The following is a 17,759-nucleotide window of genomic DNA, read 5'->3' as shown; positions in this document are numbered from 1 at the left end:
TTGTTGTTTTTATAGTCACATATTCTGTTTAGGTTATGCAAGGTTATCCATTTAAAAGGACAATTAAGGCATACAAAGGTAAGCGGATTAGGAGAGGGGGAATTTATGGACACACATAAGCGTTAGCCAATAATGTCACTGATGTGGCAAAGGCTTTAGGTTTATAAAGAAAAACAGTATTTGCGCCCAATTGTTTAGCTTCGTTACGTAACTGGTTAACTGCACCTTGAGTTAAATCTTTGTTTGAAATAAAAATATAGTCGTACCAATGTCCCTGAGAGCCAATCAAAGTGCCTTTTAATTGGCAAACATCCATATCTCCTTGCTCGGACCATAGCACTGCAACCTCTTCTGTTTTAGCGTCAGGCAAGGTAATGCAAGCGCTTAAGCTTGTCAGTTTAGCGAAGGCCACAGCGAGTTTTGGGTATATTGATTGAGTGCTTTTCATCATTTCCTTGTCCATATTTGCCATGTTCATATTTGTCATGTTCAATGGCTGTTCAGCTATGGCTGTCTATACTTATGCTTGAGAGGTTAAAGTGCACTAACAAATAGTGTTTAGAAAGCATTAAGTTCTCGTTATTAATCTAGGTGATAATGGCGGTTAAGTCAGTACATATAAGTTAGTCAGTAATTGTGCCTTTTATTCCACTAAAATCTCTCAGTGTCATTAGAAAGCCTGTTATTGATGTTTCTAAATGGAACTTCGCTTAACAAAGACAAAACTGTAGATTCTTAATATTGTCAGAAGATAATAAGGAATAATGTAATGAGCGCGATAGATTTTGGTCATGAAACAATTATCAAATCCTCATTTGCTACTGCGCAAAATGGTGCTTTTAGTGGTGATGGAAAATTATCGCTAACAGAAAGTCGTTTATGCTTTGAAGCCTCAAATAAAATATTTGAAATGGGACCTTATGAAATTGCCCTTAATAAAATTGAAAAGGTGGAAAAATGCTGGGGCACAGGCGGCGGCATTTTACCTGTGACAGCTGATGCCATAAAAATCGAGCTGAATAACCATAAAAGCTATAAATTTATGGTGGCAGATTCAGAAGCTTGGATTGAGCTTCTTACAGCCTGATAATCCAAATGGGTAAGAGGTGTAATGTATACCCAAACAAGCTGAAGATGCTCGATTTCAGCAAGAATTTACACGCGTTTAGGCAAGGCATTGATTGCGGATAATGGTTATTCCCTTTTCAAAATCAATAACGCAGCATAAACGCGTGTAAAACTTGCCCTCAGGGAGTTTCACCGTGTTCCCACTACGTTGTTGCGCTAATTTATAAGGTACCTACATTACCGCATTAACGCGCCTAGTATTGAAAACACGGTGAAGCTCTGAAACACGTATCTTCAAGTTGTTTGGGTATAAGTAAAAGCTTAAGACTTGAATACAAAAAAGCTGAATCAAATGATTCAGCTTTTTGCTTTACTAGATGTTGATTAAAATTGCTTGAACAGCTTAGGCAAACACATCTTGCAGTGAAGGCACAACTTGTTTCTTGCGGCTTAATACACCATCTAACCACACTCGACCATCAACCGTTGCTTTACCGTATGCTTGTTCAGTTAAGTCAGCATTGTCTGAAACGACGAGCATTTCAGAGCCTTCTTTCATGATATCGGTAAGCAGTAATAATACGCTGTGACGATTACCTTCTGCTTTAAGTGCGGCAATATCAGCTTCTAAATCCGCTTTAATATCATCGAACACAGATAAGTCGATCACTTCTAGTTGACCGATACCAACAAGGTTACCGTTCATGTTGAAGTCTTTAAAGTCACGCATAACAAGGTCACGTGCAGGTGTACCTTCAACAGCTGACTTCACTTTGAACATTTCCATGCCCACTTCTTTAAAGTCTTCAATACCTGCGATTTCAGCTAATGCTTCAACACAGCGGATATCAGCAGTGGTGCAAGTTGGTGACTTGAAGATAACTGTGTCACTTAAAATTGCGCACATCATGATGCCAGCAATGTTTGCTGGGATTTCTACTTGGTAGAAGTCGTACATCATTTTAATGACAGTGTTTGAACAACCAACAGGGCGGATCCAACATTCAAGTGGTGTTGAAGTGGTTAAGTCCCCTAGTTTGTGATGATCAACAATACCTACGATAGTCGCTTCAGCGATATCATCTGGTGCTTGCGTTAATTCAGAATGATCAACGATATACACTTCTTCGCCAGCGTAGCTTTCTTTGAACTCTGGTGCGTCAAAACCGAATCTATCTAAGATATAGGCGGTTTCAGGAGAAAGTTCGCCTAAACGCGCTGCGATTGCAGGCTCATCGATTTGATTTTTTAAATAAGCTAGTGCGATAGCACCGCAGATTGAATCTGAATCTGGGATCTTGTGACCCACTACATACATTGCCATTTGAAACGCTCCTATAAATTTGCAGCGATTTTAACAAGAAATCAGCAAGCGACCAATAACTAAAAAGCGTCATGTATAAACCAACTCGGTTATAGTGAGTTTTTGAGGCTATTTAGGTGGCAGAGAAGTGTTATAACGATAAATCGCGATACATAGTGATTGTTATGTTTATCTTAATGAGCTAATTTTTGACCGCATTGCTAGGGCCTGTTGATCTTTGCTGGTTAAATTTTGTTCGAAATAAAAGCGTTTTAATTGAGGCGGATGGATTGATGCCTAGTCATCTAAGCAAGATGCATCCAACAAAGAGTAAAACGCTTTTAGTCGAACCCTTTGGACAGCGTTTGTTGGCCATTTTTACTGCGTTATCGACTTTTTATGTAGAATAACTACACCACAAAGTCTCTGCCTTGTATAAATGGCCAACAATTCGCTGCAAAAATAGCCTTGAAAGATCAACAGGCCCTAGTACAAGGTGTAAACTACTCATAGATAAAACATTTGGTTGCAGTGGCGAAATTAAATATGCCGCTAAAGATCTCCCAATAATGTGCATATATAGACAAATGAAAGGTTGTTATGGTGAAAAAAAGCTTTAATTTTGAAGATGCCAGCCAAATTTTTGTTGGTGCATTTGCTTTAGCTGTTCCTATTTCTTTTTCTGAAGAGGCTTGGCGATTAGGGGAAACATTGCCCTTTTCAAACCTGATTTTGTTGTTTAGCTTGTCTATGGTTTTTTTAAGCTTGTATACCTATGAAAGTGTTTTTTTACGTAATATTTCAGGCCGGCAGTTTGTTTTTATATTTCGTATCGTTGTGGCTTATGCGATTACAGCTTTAGTGGTGTCATTAGTATTGTTTTGCATTAACAAATTGCCGTTATTATCAGAGCCGTTAATTGCGATTAAACGCATCATTATTATTTCTATGCCTGCGTCGATGGGGGCGATAGTCGTCGATAGTTTCGATAAAGAATGACCTCCTTATTCGATATGTCATTCAGCGCCAATGGAATTTGGCGCTGCAGGTCGAAGTCAGCTCACTTTCAATATCAACTATTCAATGCATAACCACCTTTAAGGTGAGCAACATTATTAAATCCTAAGCGTTGCATGGCTTGAGCTGCCACAAATGAGCGACTGCCACTTCGACACACTAATACCCATTTACGATGTTTTTGCTCTTGCTGTTGTTGAATAAACTGCACTAATCGAGTGAGCGGAACGTTTTCACTGGAATCTTCGGTGTGTTGCAGTGCGTACTCGTGGGGCTCTCTGATATCAATTAAGGTAACGTCATCATTGGCTAAGGCATAGTTCAAACTCTGATGGTTGTATTCAACAATAGCTTGCCCTGCTAACTGGCTGTCTGTTAACGCACCGCACATAATTTCGCTGCCAGTTTGATCGCAAAGATGGCTGTCTAGCTCGGCTTTTAACTTTTTAAATCCGTTTACATCCAGCTGTCCATTAAGGGTGTTTCTTAAAAGCGGGTTACGTTGACATTCTGCACTGAGATGAGTTGTGAACTCATTATTATAATCATGGCTAGCACAAATAAGCGTATTACTACCAATCAAGCTGTGTATCCGCTTAAGGCTTAAGAACATGTCAGTTGCGCTACTTGAATCAAAGTTTGTGCGACCTAAACTGCCCATTAAAACGGTGTCGCCGCAAAAAGCGAACTGACATTGTTGTTCTATGTCGCTTATTTCTTGGAATGGATGACACAGTAATAGTGAAATGCTGTCATCGGTGTGACCCGGAGTTGCAACTTTAACTAACCACTGATGACCAATTTCAATGTACTGAAGTTGCGAATGCTGCGAACAAGTTTGTGGCCAACCTAATGCGTCAGTTTGCTGAGTAGGTAAGTGCTTATCAGCTAAGAAAGTTCGACCTGACTGGTGGTCGGCGTGGCCATGGGTATCGATAATGGCCATTAGCTCTAATTGCTGGCACTGCAATAGGGTATCTAAACGATCGTTAAGCTCTGGCAAAGGATCGATAATGAAAGCTTGCTTGCTTTGCTGGTCGGCGTAAACCCAAGTGCAGTTTGAACCTGAGCGAAGTTGAACCAACCCATTGAGTGGTTGCTTATCATTAATTTCGCCGTTGTCTAATATCATGCAGCTGTGAGTTAACGCTTTAGCGGCTGATTTGATCCGTTGGCATGCTTCATCCACTTGAACTTGTGTCATTGCTGGCCCGAACGACATTCGAATCGCAGCCTCACTTTGCCATGCAGGTAACCCCATTGCGTCTAATACAAAGCTACGAGTCACTTTTGATGAACAAGCGGAGCCTGAACTTACACGGATATTAGCGGCATCAAATAAGTCCATGATTTCTTTGCTGCTAAAACCTTCAATTGCAAAGTTAAGGGTGGTCGGGACACTGTTGTTAAAATCGTGATTAAACACCACTGCTGGAAAAACACTTTTAAGCGTATCAACCAACTGAGTTTGATAACCTCTTAGGGTATCAATGTCAGCGAAGGCACTGTTTGCAAAGTCGCTGTCAGCAAAGCCACTGTTTGCAAAGGCACTATCTGTAAAGGAACTATCTGCAAGGTCACTGTCTGCAAGGTCACTATGCTGAGTATTCAACAACATTTCAAAAATCACATTGATGGCAGCCATACCCGGTAGGTTTTCGGTGCCTGAACGCAAACCGTTTTCTTGACCGCCACCAGCAATGATTGAGGTGAATGGCGCTGACTGGCGAATATAAACAAAACCTATGCCCTTGGGGGCGTAGAGTTTATGGCCACTAAAAGGGGCGTAGTCAATGCTGGTTTGAGAAAGGTTTAACGAAGTTTTGCCTAGCGCTTGGACACAATCGACCATCCAGAAAATGTCGTTGTTAGCGCTGCGAATAACTTGCTCTAATTCTGCTAAGTCTTGATATACGCCAGTTTCATTATTAACTGCCATAGTGCAAATCATTAAAGCGTTAGGCGCTTCAGCAGCGATAAATTGTTTATCGAGATTGCCTAAACGATCAACTGGGATCGCTTTAAGTTCGGCATTAATCCCTAATATTTGATTCCAATGCTTTAATGACTCAGGCACCGCTTTATGTTCGGTTGCGCCATATAACAAGCTATAACTTGTGCTCACTTCATTGAGCTTGTCTGCTTCAATTCGCTTTTTCGCTTCAACCAAGGCAGAGATGATGGCTGTTTGAATACCTTCGGTGGCACCGCTGGTGAAAATCAATTGTCCTGTTTCTGCGCCAATGACTTTTTTAGCATTACGACGAGTAGTTTCCATTAAGTCTTTAGCTCGAAGGCCCGTTATATGACTACTACTTGGGTTACCAAATAGCACTTTCATGCTGTTTAGTGCGGCTTCTGCTGCTTGTGGAAGTACAGGTGTTGTGGCATTGGCGTCGAGATAAATTTGGCTTAAGGGCGATACATTGTTCATGGTTAGCGACTCATGTGTTGATTAGTTGTTATATAGCTTTTAGTTATAACTAATTTCTCGAGGTTATATTAGCAGTTTGGGAATAACGATCAAGATCACATTTTGTGTTTGTGTAGATTTAAGTTGATAAATTGTCTTTATCGCAAAAAGACATCCCCCAACTTTAAATGTTACCTATAACAATTATTTTTGTCTGGTGATGAAAGTTGGGAGGGAGTTTATGGGTTAAAAATATGGGGAGTGATCCATTGAGTCTTGAACAAGAACAACAAGAAAATATCTTATATGCATTCTTTAGCTTCGTTGCTAAGGTTAGTGATTTTTATTTGGATTCGATAGTGGGTAATTAATGGCGCTGTTATGGGTTAAACGCAGCACTTGAATAAGACAGTATGAAAACAGGCTCTTTATGTTTTTAGGGACAGATGATATTTCAACGTTGTTTTTACAGCGAATTGTTGGTTATTTAAACAAGATAAAGACTTTGTATTGCAGCTATTCTTCATAAAAGTCGATTACGCAGTAAAAATGACCAACAAACGCTCTCACAAAGGGGGTCGACTAAAAGCGTTTACTCTTTGTCGAATATACCTTCTAAAACTTGACCGGCAAAGATCAACAGATCTTAGAGTAAGTAACCTGAGCTCAGGATAACAACTTGCTTTCTAGAGGTTATTTTTACTGATAACGGCGTTAAATTTGTTTGCAATAGGCCAGCTATTGACGCACAAATTTGCCTTGTTCTAAGCAAAAATATCTCTCTAGAATAAAATTGAAAGCAAACATATAATAATTCAACAGGTTAACTAACTTATTATCTCGAGTTGAGGTTAAGTAGGTTATACCTTTACTTTAATCACGACTTTTCTCACGGCTGTCGGAGTATCGAGTGTACCAGGCATATGTATGTCTTCTGGGAAGAATAAGGCAAACATGCCGGCTTTTAATGGTATAAAAGCGGCATCTTTTTTGTTCGATTCATAATCAAACTTAGTAAAGTCATGTTCTTGATGATAAGGCGCCAGTGGCGTTTGATCTGCAAGTGGTAAATAACCAAATTCTTCTTCACCACTGACCACATACTGTACATCGATATATTGCTGGTGGACTTCAAAAGGCTCAGTGTGTTTTGGCTTAGTATGATAGTCGTTAACGATGACAAAAATATCTTTTCCCTCAAGTGGGTAAGTTCCAACTTCGGCTTGAGTGAAATCGGTTTCAGCTAAATGATTAAGGGCTTTAGCTAACCTTGGGCTTAGCGAATGGTATAGCTGGTGGTGAGTAAGACTGTCGACAACCATGATGATTTCTCTGAATTTGTGTTAATGGCTATTATCGCCTATTCAGTTTGATGACGCTATTAACTTGTTATTTCTTACAGTTGTGACTTATGGCGACAGGATAAGAATCATTGTTTAGATGGTTTAACCCTATGACAAACTTAGTTAAGATAAAATGGCTTGATTGAGCGCGAATATTAATGGACAAGTTTACTTACAGGAAGCTACGTGACTGCATTAAGATTACTTGCGGGTAAAACTGCCTACCAACAAATAGAGCAGAATGGCTTAACGCCTTCCATGTTCAGCCAGTTATTTGCCGCATCTGGCGGGCCTAAATGGATTGGTGTTGCTGGGCTTGATAAATATTTATTTGGTGAGTTTTTTGCGGATAGACAAACCCCTTTGTATACCATGGGAGCTTCATCAGGAGCTTGGCGTTTAGCCTGTTTGGCGCAACAAGACCCCCTTGCTGCATATGCGCGACTTGAAGATTTGTATATTGGTCAGCGCTATGATCATGTGCCCAATCGTCAAGAAGTGACTGAGCAAGTCGAGCGGATTATCAGTGGCGTGTTAGGTGATAATGGTGGAGTTGATATTGTTCATAATCGAATTATACAAAGCCATTTTGTAGTGTGTAAAGCCAAACACTTAAATGCCAGTCGTTCTAGAGGGAAATTAGCCTTAGGACTAGCAGCTACGGCGTTGACTAATGCGGTCAGTCGTCGCAGTTTGGGTTGGCATTTTGAACGAGTGGTGTTTAGCCACCAGCAAGTGAAATCGCCTTTTTCACAACTAAGTGATTTACCGACAGAGCACGCACAGCTTACTCGAGACAATATCAATCAAGTATTGCTCGCAACGGGGTCCATTCCTTTACTATTAGCGCCAGTTAAACAGATAAATGGTATCAGTGATGGTGCATATTATGATGGCGGCATAACCGATTACCATTTCGATATGCAAACCTCAGCCCCAGAAGGGCTTAGTTTATACCCTCATTTTTATCCTTATATGAGTCCAGGCTGGTTTGATAAATCATTGAAGTGGCGCCGCGCGCATCAGCATTATCATAACGCCTTGATATTAGCCCCAACGGCAGAGTTTATTCAGTCACTGCCGTATCAAAAAATCCCCGATAGAGAAGATTTTAAACAGCTCGATAGTGATAGCCGAATAGCGTATTGGCGTGAGTCATTGAAACGCAGCGAGCAACTAGGCGAGATATTTGCTGATATCGTTGAAAAGCAGTCGATAATGGACCACATAGAGCGACTATAACTTTATTGTAAATTGATAGTCGATAACGGCTCTCATAAGCATATGCTCATTAACATATAGCTGAATAAATTTTTTAAAGAGACTGGCAAGGTCAATCTCTTTAAAAATATCTCTATCTATTAATTTCATTTTGCCATTCTCTTTTGTATAACACCCCAAGTGCTAGCAACTCAAATAGTGATCATTTACTGAAACTATTTCGTATCTTTTCTTGTCTAATAAATAACCGATAGTAATTGCAAGTTTGATAATTGAGAAGATGTATTCTTGTCTAATCATAAAGTTGTATTAGCTTCGCCAAAGCTGGAAAACTCCAACTTGGCTGCTAAACTTATTCTTGTAATTCAAAACACAAGGTGTTGATTTTTATTGACCCTTGGTAGCGTAAGGCTACTATCTCTGCAGCTTTCTTAAGAGGTTTTTACCTCCTCACAAATGGAATTACCGAGAAGCGCTGTGGTCTGGAGGTTGCTATGCAAACGATAGAAATGGCGTTACTTATCCAAGAGGCTGTATTGCTTCCTGGTGGCCGACAAGAGATGAGGATGGTGACACCAAACCAGTTAATTATGGTGGCTAATGTCTTAAAAGGACATTACCGATTGGCGCTGGCTGCCAATAAAAGTCACTGTGTCCCGCCTTGCTATGACACCGCAACAGAGTGTGAAATTATCGACTTTCATCAGTTAGAAGATGATTCGTTAAGTATTGTGGTGGAAGGTCTTCAGCGGGTAAAAATACTCTCGGGCGCTCAACTTAAAGATCAGAGTTGGATAGCCCGCACTTTGCCGTGTCAAAATTGGCAGAATGAACCTATTGGTGAAGAGTTTGAGATCATCAGCGCAGCATTAGAGCAGTTTTACGAGGTCAATCCTGATTTACTGGACTTATATAACCAGGTTCACCTAGAAGACGCCACTTGGGTTAGTCAGCGTTGGCTTGAAGTCTTGCCTATGTATAACAAAGATAAATTGTTATTGGTTGAGCAACCCGATTGTCATAAAACGATGGACTTTGTATTACAACTATTGAAGTCCCATGTAGATGTTTAATGGCGGTTTTGCGCATTAAATTTAGAAACTTTATCTGAATTTGTGTTTAGGTTAACTATTGCGTCAGTTTTGCTTTAGTTGACCTTAAGTTGTTGGTTATACTGTATCAAAATGTAGCCTTTGATTATTTGGAACTATGCCTGTCGACACTTCAGCTCGCGCCGCTCAACCTTCTTATGTTGTTCTTCCACAACAATCGGTTCACCCTGAAACCGTATTGGCATTCTTAATAGGTCATTTTACTCAGATCCCAGCATCGGTTTGGCATGAAAGGGTAGATTTGGGCAAAGTGCATTGGGCTGATGGTGAGTTAGTCACACCTACGACAGCATATCGACCTGCTACACGAGTGTATTATTACCGCGAGGTTGCCGTTGAAACTAAAATCCCGTTTCAGCAAAAAGTACTGCATCAAGACGATCATTGTATTTTAGTCTTTAAACCGCACTTTTTACCTGTGACGCCCAGTGGTAATTTTGTTAATGAGTGCTTAATACATCGATTAAGAATTGCCACTGGCATTGATACTATCTCCCCTGCTCATCGTCTTGATAGGCCAACAGCAGGGGTGATGTTGATGACGGTAAATCCTGAAACAAGACACGCTTATCATGAGTTATTCACAACCGACAGTATTAAAAAACAGTATCAAGCTATTGCTAGATTAACGCCTGATTTACTTTCGAAATTTCAAGCCGGAACGTTAGATTTACCTGTGAACTGGACAGTTAAAAATAGAATGGTGCGTTCCACTCCGAGCTTTTTAATGAAGATTGCAGAAGGTGAGGCGAATACCCATTCTGAAATTAGTTTAATTGCAGTTAAAGGTGACAAAGGCTTATTTGAGTTAAGCCCAATTACAGGAAAAATGCATCAACTAAGAGTACATATGATGTCACTCGGTATGCCGTTAGAAAACGACACTAACTACCCAGTGTTAGCTGAGAAGTCTGCCGATAACTTTGATAAACCATTACGATTGATTGCTAAGTCATTGACCTTTGTTGATCCAATCTGCAAGATACAAAGACAAGCAAGTTGTGAAGGATATGATGCTGAGTTTATCAATAGCAGCATCCTATAGGTAGTAAGCCTCCATTCTACTAGGGTTAAAAGTAAGGTAATCATGGAAAGATTAACGTATTGTGGAATATTGCTCATCGCTTTTGTATTGTTTGGTTTAGGCATTACTTTTGTTGATAATTATGTTGCGAAGCAACTAGTTCAAAGAGATGCAGAGTTACTCTCGAACAAGTTAGCAATGTATATCGATGACTCAGCAAATGAACTGCGAAACCTTCCTGATATCACAGAAGATTACCAGTGTACGGCTGATAATTTTCAATTGCTGAGTGACACAGTATTTAACTCAACTTTCATCCGATGGACTGCAGTGTTAAAAGATTTGACTGTTTTGTGTGCCTCACAGAAAGTTGATCGCCATGTAGAATCAGTTGTACAGCACCAAATAGCCTCTGATCTGACCATGGCTGTGGTCAATCATTCTGAGTCAGCCCCCCATGAGTTATTTCTTGCTCGCCAATCGGGGGAGTATCAATACGTTGCCAGTATTGTCCCCATGAACCCACGTTATTTTGTACCGGTGAAGTGCCAGAATTGCCTTGAGTACACCATTACTATCGACAGTGTTAATGATTTACTGGCTCCTATGCCGTTTATAGAATTTGGTTTTGAGGAGTTTGAGGGCAACCATGCTATCGAGCATGTTGTGACGCTGAGAAGTGAGCGCTATCTCGCTCGGTTTGCTTTAACGGGTAATAATGATTTTCTTGATCAATATCGGTCGCTAACTTATATCATGGTAGTTATTTTAAGTCTGATTTTATCAAGTTTGGTCGCATTGTATTATCGCTATTGGTTAAGCCGCTATAGCTCCACTCGCGCACAAATTAAACACGCAATAAAACACGGTGAGTTTATTCCCTATTATCAGCCTATAGTGAATGTTGCTGACGGCAAAGTCGTAGGTGCCGAAGTATTAATGCGGTGGCTAAAAGGCAATGGTGAGTTAATTCCGCCAAATCAATTTATACCTTATGCTGAATCTCAAGGTCTGATCGTTGATATGACCTATTCGATGCTTGATGTCATGGTCGCTGATTTTGAAAAACTCGCTCAGCAAAAAACGCCACTATTTTTCAGCATTAATATCGTGCCAGAGCATTTAAAAAGCGATCGTCTGTTCGATTATATTAAAGCGCTACAAGACTCTGGAAAGTTAAAGCAGTACCGTATTTCATTAGAAATTACCGAACGACAACCCATTACTGACTTAGTTGAAGCACGTAAAATGCTGGATAAATTCTATGCTATTGGCATTGATTTAAAACTGGATGATGCGGGGATGGGCTATGGCGGGTTTAGCTATGTTCAAAAATTAGGGATCAGTACGTTAAAAATTGATAAAGCCTTTATTGATACCATTGGGGTTAAGGATATTTTTAATGAAAAAACCTTAGATGCGATTATCTCTTTTTCGAAAAAATCTGGATTGTCAGTGATTGCAGAGGGTGTCGAAACAGATGAACAACTTAATTATTTAAAAGAACAAAATGTAGAGTTAGCACAAGGGTACTTATTCTCTAAGCCCATAGCTGCAGCTGCTTTCTTTCAAATAAACCGCTAACAGGTTTATTTGCTGCGATACATAAAGATGCGCCTGTTCGGTTTAATAATTAATTGGGAGTATGTTGGAGTGTGTCTGGTGTTATTGGGTGTATTTTCTGTGATGTAGCTGTGAGTGGTATTGGTTTTAAAACGTTTTCTTAGCGCAATTGTTAGATTGTCATTGAGGATTTAATAAGGGTGTTTACACTAAAGCTTGCTATATAAGGTTGTAGATATAGGGCCTGTTGATCTTTCAAGGTTATTTTTGCAGCGAATTGTTGGCCATTTATACAAGGAAGAGACTTTGTGGTGTAGTTATTCTACATAAAAAGTCGATAACGCAGTAAAAATCGCCAACAGACGCTGCCCAAAGGGTTCGACTAAAAGCGTTTTACTCTTTGTTGGATGAATCTTTGTGAATAAAAGTTGCTTAGGTAACTAGGCATCAATCCATCCGCCTCAATTAAAACGCTTTTATTTCGAACAAAACTTAATCAGCAAAGCTTAACAGGCCCTAATAACTTAAGGGGCTATTTTGATATATGTAAATACTTTCAAGAAATCTACATCTCGTTGTGTTTATCTTATTAGCATGGCGACGCTATCGCTGCTCTGCTCAAGTATTCCTTAAGATGTCAGTGCAGATCAATTGTATTTCAACTTTGATAATGATGTCATTATTGGCGCTGATGGCGACTATTCGAATGGAGTCGTTATCGGATGGTTGGCGTCGCCAGAAACTGACTTTTCAAATGCGTTTATGCCGCAGCAATGGCAGTCTCATGTCATGTTTCCTCAGGCTTCATCCCAAGTTAATTGGGGCGCAAAAATGTACCACAGAATGTGGACACCCACCGAGATTGCTTATGATTACCCGCAAAGCAATGAGCGGCCATACGCCGGTTTATTAGAGTTCGAAAGTTTTACTGGAGTATTTAGCCCGACGCTTGCTCAAAAAAACTGGTTTACATTAGGTGTTATAGGTCCAGCCTCTTTTGCTGATGAATTACAAACGTTTGTGCATAAACTGACAGGCTCAACTTCGCCAAAAGGTTGGGATTATCAGATTGAAAATCAAATGACATATCAGTTTGCTTATGAAGTCGATGCATTGATATCAAGGCAGCAAGCATTCGAAAACAGCCAATGGGATGTGAGCGTATTTAACCATTCAATGGCGGGTAACTTGCGATCGCAAACAAGCCTAGGTGTAACCTTACGCTGGGGTGATGATTTGGCTGAAACCTTTGGCCAGTTATCAAGCCAAGCGGGGCATATGGGCAATTACACTTCGGCCGCTAATCAATATGGAAGTTGGCAAGCTTACCTCAGAATGCAAGCGGGTTATCGCTTTAATGATTTAACCATTGAAGGTGATTTACCTTATGACTCCTTGCTTGAAATTGAACATCAACAAGTTCAAGCTAACTTAGGAGTTATTTGGGCATTCCCAACTTGGTCAGTAAGTTGGAGCTTTAATTTTTACAGCAAAGAATATCAATCAGATGTGGATAACTGGCACGGTTACGGCGTGATTAGTTACACCAAAGTGCTTTGTTTGCAGTAAATAAAATCAGATTTATAAGCCTCTAATCATGTCGAATGATTAGAGGCTTTTTAATGTCGCTTAGTTATATTAAAAACTTGAGTTTAAGGTTCAGCACTTATATCGCTTTTGTTAAACCTGATTGTGCATGTCGTTTAGTGCTTGATGAAGTAGTTCGTCATCGTTTTGTTCATGTACTGTTTGCTCAACTTGAACGTGACTGAATTCATTCAGATTTTCTTTTGAATCAATATGCTGTTCGTCATCAAGCGGGTTTTCAAATGCATCTACGGGCATATCATCAATTAAAGGGTCTGCATCAGGTGAAATATCAGGCTGCATATAAGTTGCAAGGTGATCTGTCGAGTCCGCACTGGTGAGATTGACTTCAGTTGATTGCTTATCAAGACCTAACATCGCTAAATAGTGATCAACCGGATTTGCAATGACGTCTGGCGTGTCGTCGCGAGCCATCAATTGACTGTCATCAAGCGCGTCATGATTAGCCGTCGTGAGTTCGTCACCCGTCATATCAATATTAACGTCAACAACATCACTTTGATAATCAGGTTCATCCGATTGAGTAACCACAGGAGGTGGCGGTGCAGTGTTTGCGAGTGGTGTTAAGTCCATTCCTATTAACGTTGTTTGATCAATATGATGCCCACTATTGCCGTGAACAGATTGAGAGTGCAAGTGCAAATGCACCTCGACCTGAGAGTTTTGATCTCCACTTAATGTTAATAAAAAGGTATCAGTTACATCTCCATTTTGACCTGTTCCTGTTTTGTGGACAGCAGAATCAGTGTGATAGTCATAATCTAATGCGCCTGTAGCTGGGTTTACTGTCAAAGTACCAAATTGACCGTGTAATGAAGCTAGAGAGTGTCCATGGCCATCTAAAATCCCCCAGCCTGTCAATGGAGTTGGGATACTTTGATGAATCATTGGCGGTACGCCAATTGATGTATGCAGATCTTGATGACCTGATCCCCCCGTAATTTTTGGTGGAGTGACGAGAGTAGGTAGAATAGGAACGGAGCTAATAGGAGAAGTAATAGAAGCGAAGTCAGTATCTCCTGTGATGTTCACCACAATAGTATGATCTGCTGTACCATCAGGAGACTTAATAATTATAGTCTCTGTAACATGATCACCTGTATTTAATGCGTTGGTAGCCGGTAAGTTATTATCTAACTGATACGTCCATGAGCCGTCAGCTGCTAATGCTACGTGACCATAAGTACCAGCTATATTTGGGTCTGCGGTAAATAAATTTTCACCGTGATCTGTATCGGCTAAAGCCAATGAGCCAGTTATAGTCGATGTTAAGCTATCTTCTGTAAGGCTTCCACTCGACGTAGAATGTACAACACCGTTAATGGTGGCAGCATCATTCGTGCCTTCAACATGTACCGTAATGGTATCTGTTTTAACTAAAGCGCCGTTGACATAACCAAAGATGTTAAACGTTTCTTGTACAACTTCTCCACCTTTCAACGCGTTAATGGCTGAATTAGAATAATGTGCATCACCATCATGATCAACGTGATAAATCCACGTGCCACCGGTCGACATTTGTAAGAACCCATAAGTTCCTTGCATATGATTAGGGCTAGCATCGGTGCCATTTTGATGTTCGTGCCATACAATCTGTTGATTAACACCGCCACTGACCATGTGGGTTTCTAACTGACCATTAACGCTATAATCTATGCCCGTCGCACGACCATCTTCTTTCACATCACCGGTCATATCCGTTACGGTTAAATGGAAGTCATGAGAAGCATGAACACCGTGTGAATCTGTCGCGGTGACTTTTATGTCCAAGTCGCCATCGGCTGAATGTGGCGCTTTACCAGACAATGTACCTGTGGCTGCATCAAATTTAAGCCATGAAGGTAACGCACTGCCATCACCCAAACTTGCTGATAAGGTGAGGGTGTCTAAATGATCAACATCAGTAAAAGCATTCGGCGGCAGTACTACATGAATAGAAGTACCATCACTACTGTCATGCTGGTTAATATCGTCAATATGATGGGCAACAGGCGCGTCATTCGTGCCTTTTATAGCAATGACAATTTCTGTTGTAGTACCATCACTGGCGGTCACGGTTATTTTGTCTTGAACTGATTCGGAAGGATTAAGGCCTTGAACTTTTGTTTGATCTATAACATAGGTCCATTGGTTATTAACCATGGAAAAGTGGCCGTAAGCATTGACGCCACTAATGTCATGGAAATCGGCTATTGTCGGGGTTTGCCCAGTATCGACATCCACAATATTAAGCGTGCCATGTGCGGCTACCGTATCACCGATATTACCCTCTTTGAGGTTTGCCGAAATATCGCCTTTAAATTCAGCTTTGGTATCGCTACCCGTAAGGTTAACGGTTACCTGATGTGTAACACCATCAGAGGTATTAAAGGTAAATGTTTCTTTGGCTGTTACTCCATCCGCTAGCGCAGTGGCTTTATCTCCAGCTACAAAAGACCAATGGCCATTGTGCATCGAAAATTTTCCGTAACCGTGATCACCCATACTATCAGTTACGTCAATAAAGGTTGCAGGTGTTGTATCGGGGTCAGTAATATGTAAATCACCCTCGACACGGTCACCACCGTTATAGGCAGCAGTGGCATGATCGGTATTACGGGTAAACGTCATATAGCCGTTGTGACCGTAATTAGGATCCCCCATGTTCATGACCCATTGCGTTGTTTCAATGTGCATGCCTTTAGCTGCACCTCCCGCTACACCTGCACCTGTTATTGCATACCAGTGGCCTTTATTAGGGTCATTAGGTACAACATCAGGGAAGTTAAACGTGCCATCTACATTAGCTAGCCATGCACCTTTCGCGACAGTTAAGTCTGCATGTGTACTTGCACTACTGCCTTCAGTAATTGACAAGGTATCAGTACCCCCAACCGTTGATATATCATCGACTGGAGTGACTTCAAAGTTGCCTATTTTAGGAAAAGAATCTGTATGCCCGTCATTAACGGTAAAGCCAAATTGAACACCGCCATTATAATCATGGGCAGGTACAAAGGTTATTTTACTAATATCAGCCGTTGCCACATCTAAAGGAATCGTTATTGGATGACCGTTATACTCAAATTGACCTTTAAAGGCATCTGGTAAAGCGGTTATCGTAATATGGTCAAGTTGATCACCGTGATCTTTATCAATAAAAGCAAAATCTTTAGCGCTAAAGCGCTGTGTTGTATCTTCATCAATTGAGTGAATATGCTGCGCAAGTGAAGACACAACCGTTGGCCGGTCGTTGGTGCCTGTAATAGTAATAATTAAATCTTTTTGATCCGTAGCACCAGCGCCATCAGTTACCGTAACAGCAACGCTCACTTGCTCGCTTTTACCTACGGCTAAATGATCGTAACCCGCAACGGTAGCATCAAATTTATAACTACCATCGGCGTTCAGTGTAAAACCTGCAATATGCTGTGCGGTTGTTGGCGTAATGGCCGTAAATGTGTCTGTATCTCCGGTATCAACATCTGTTACTGTGATTTGTCCTTTATGAGCGGTATGCCCCCCTTCAACTGCCGTTATTGCTGAAGTTGCATCGATAACCGGTTTATCGTTGGTGCCGGTAACAGAAGCAGTAAGCACATGAGCCGTTCCATCAGCACTATGAACCGTAATAGTATCAGTGCCTATTTCACCAGCTTTTAGATGTTGGACATCAGCATTATCACATTTGAATAACCAGCGACCATCTGCATGTAATATAAATTGGCCAACACCATTATCACCTGTTATCCAAGTGCCGGTTGCTGCGCTACCTGTTCCGTGCGATGTACCCGTAGGCTGAAATAGATTATTGGTGCCGTCGACATCAATAGAAGTCAGCTGATGTTCATTGGTTTCAAGTAATTTGCCACTCTGTACATGACGATCTTCTACAAGTGTTGAATCATTATCCGTGCCACTGATAGTTGGGGCATCGTTCGTGCCATTAATCGTGATTACGATATCGTGTGTTGTACCATCTTTAGACGTGACAGTGATCGTGTCGGTTAATTTATCTCCTGCCCCTAATGCTTGGATAGCAGTTTGCGTATTATCTGCGTCGTACCCCCAACTACCGTCTGGATTTATATTCAACCGCCCGTAATTA

12 protein-coding genes and 1 pseudogene are annotated in these 17,759 nt (G+C 40.8%); 7 read left to right on the top strand and 6 right to left on the bottom strand.

Annotation, left to right across the window (positions count from 1 at the left end):
* Positions 1–103: 103 nt before the first annotated feature.
* Positions 104–451 carry a DUF4156 domain-containing protein gene (locus L2735_RS07980; protein ID WP_248984197.1) on the bottom strand — a complete coding sequence of 116 codons (348 nt, stop codon included), beginning with the start codon at positions 449–451 and terminating at the stop codon, positions 104–106.
* 318 nt (positions 452–769) lie between these two features.
* On the opposite strand from L2735_RS07980, the gene L2735_RS07975 reads away from it, so the two are divergent.
* Entirely contained in the window at positions 770–1,087 is a 318-nt protein-coding gene (locus L2735_RS07975; RefSeq protein ID WP_248984196.1) for a PH domain-containing protein, read from the top strand.
* Positions 1,088–1,471: 384 nt separating this feature from the next.
* Here the strand turns inward: L2735_RS07975 and L2735_RS07970 are convergent, their stop codons facing one another.
* Positions 1,472–2,392 carry a manganese-dependent inorganic pyrophosphatase gene (locus L2735_RS07970; RefSeq protein ID WP_248984195.1) on the bottom strand — a complete coding sequence of 307 codons (921 nt, stop codon included), beginning with the start codon at positions 2,390–2,392 and terminating at the stop codon, positions 1,472–1,474.
* 582 nt (positions 2,393–2,974) lie between these two features.
* Between L2735_RS07970 and L2735_RS07960 the strand changes: the two genes are divergently transcribed.
* Positions 2,975–3,370 carry a DUF2391 family protein gene (locus L2735_RS07960; RefSeq protein ID WP_248984194.1) on the top strand — a complete coding sequence of 132 codons (396 nt, stop codon included), beginning with the start codon at positions 2,975–2,977 and terminating at the stop codon, positions 3,368–3,370.
* A gap of 73 nt (positions 3,371–3,443) precedes the next feature.
* On the opposite strand, the gene L2735_RS07955 is transcribed toward L2735_RS07960, so the two are convergent.
* Positions 3,444–5,822, bottom strand: coding sequence for an aminotransferase class V-fold PLP-dependent enzyme (locus tag L2735_RS07955; protein WP_248984193.1), 2,379 nt, complete (start codon positions 5,820–5,822; stop codon positions 3,444–3,446).
* Positions 5,823–6,661: 839 nt separating this feature from the next.
* Positions 6,662–7,123 (bottom strand): NanQ anomerase/TabA/YiaL family protein, encoded by a 462-nt coding sequence (locus L2735_RS07950; protein ID WP_248984192.1) that lies wholly within the window; start codon positions 7,121–7,123, stop codon positions 6,662–6,664.
* A 207-nt stretch (positions 7,124–7,330) separates the two neighbouring features.
* On the opposite strand from L2735_RS07950, the gene L2735_RS07945 reads away from it, so the two are divergent.
* The 4 genes from L2735_RS07945 to L2735_RS07930 all read left to right on the top strand — a co-directional run bounded on the left by L2735_RS07945 (position 7,331) and on the right by L2735_RS07930 (position 12,085).
* The gene (locus tag L2735_RS07945) at positions 7,331–8,386 is read left to right on the top strand and encodes an alpha/beta hydrolase (RefSeq protein WP_248984191.1); all 1,056 of its coding nucleotides are present in this window, start codon (positions 7,331–7,333) and stop codon (positions 8,384–8,386) included.
* A 473-nt stretch (positions 8,387–8,859) separates the two neighbouring features.
* Positions 8,860–9,438: an LON peptidase substrate-binding domain-containing protein gene (locus L2735_RS07940; RefSeq protein WP_248984190.1), complete on the top strand. Its 579-nt coding sequence runs from the start codon at positions 8,860–8,862 to the stop codon at positions 9,436–9,438.
* A 136-nt stretch (positions 9,439–9,574) separates the two neighbouring features.
* On the top strand, positions 9,575–10,522 hold the full coding sequence (locus L2735_RS07935) for a pseudouridine synthase (RefSeq protein ID WP_248984189.1): 948 nt from the start codon (positions 9,575–9,577) through the stop codon (positions 10,520–10,522).
* A 42-nt stretch (positions 10,523–10,564) separates the two neighbouring features.
* Positions 10,565–12,085 carry an EAL domain-containing protein gene (locus tag L2735_RS07930; RefSeq protein WP_248984188.1) on the top strand — a complete coding sequence of 507 codons (1,521 nt, stop codon included), beginning with the start codon at positions 10,565–10,567 and terminating at the stop codon, positions 12,083–12,085.
* Between the two features lie 188 nt (positions 12,086–12,273).
* Here L2735_RS07930 and L2735_RS20175 read toward each other — a convergent pair.
* Positions 12,274–12,477 (bottom strand): annotated as a pseudogene (locus L2735_RS20175) (hypothetical protein).
* Positions 12,478–12,715: 238 nt separating this feature from the next.
* On the opposite strand from L2735_RS20175, the gene L2735_RS07920 reads away from it, so the two are divergent.
* A complete protein-coding gene (locus L2735_RS07920; protein ID WP_248984187.1) occupies positions 12,716–13,633 on the top strand; it encodes a lipid A deacylase LpxR family protein in 918 nt (305 codons plus the stop codon).
* A 111-nt stretch (positions 13,634–13,744) separates the two neighbouring features.
* Here L2735_RS07920 and L2735_RS07915 read toward each other — a convergent pair whose 3' ends face one another.
* Positions 13,745–17,746, bottom strand: coding sequence for a VCBS domain-containing protein (locus tag L2735_RS07915; protein WP_248984186.1), 4,002 nt, complete (start codon positions 17,744–17,746; stop codon positions 13,745–13,747).
* Positions 17,747–17,759: the final 13 nt, after the last annotated feature.

The sequence above is a fragment of the Shewanella olleyana genome, from assembly GCF_023283825.1.
Classification (GTDB): domain Bacteria; phylum Pseudomonadota; class Gammaproteobacteria; order Enterobacterales; family Shewanellaceae; genus Shewanella; species Shewanella olleyana.
Note: the sequence above shows the minus strand (reverse complement) of the source record. Positions and strands in the feature narration are given on the sequence as shown.

What these genes read in the sequence shown, in the direction of transcription:
- L2735_RS07940 (WP_248984190.1), top strand. Translation starts at nt 8,860, where the DNA reads ATGCAAACGATAGAAATGGCGTTACTTATCCAAGAGGCTGTATTGCTT.
- L2735_RS07955 (WP_248984193.1), bottom strand. Translation starts at nt 5,822, where the DNA reads ATGAACAATGTATCGCCCTTAAGCCAAATTTATCTCGACGCCAATGCC.
- L2735_RS07975 (WP_248984196.1), top strand. Translation starts at nt 770, where the DNA reads ATGAGCGCGATAGATTTTGGTCATGAAACAATTATCAAATCCTCATTT.
- L2735_RS07950 (WP_248984192.1), bottom strand. Translation starts at nt 7,123, where the DNA reads ATGGTTGTCGACAGTCTTACTCACCACCAGCTATACCATTCGCTAAGC.
- L2735_RS07930 (WP_248984188.1), top strand. Translation starts at nt 10,565, where the DNA reads ATGGAAAGATTAACGTATTGTGGAATATTGCTCATCGCTTTTGTATTG.
- L2735_RS07935 (WP_248984189.1), top strand. Translation starts at nt 9,575, where the DNA reads ATGCCTGTCGACACTTCAGCTCGCGCCGCTCAACCTTCTTATGTTGTT.
- L2735_RS07980 (WP_248984197.1), bottom strand. Translation starts at nt 451, where the DNA reads ATGATGAAAAGCACTCAATCAATATACCCAAAACTCGCTGTGGCCTTC.
- L2735_RS07970 (WP_248984195.1), bottom strand. Translation starts at nt 2,392, where the DNA reads ATGGCAATGTATGTAGTGGGTCACAAGATCCCAGATTCAGATTCAATC.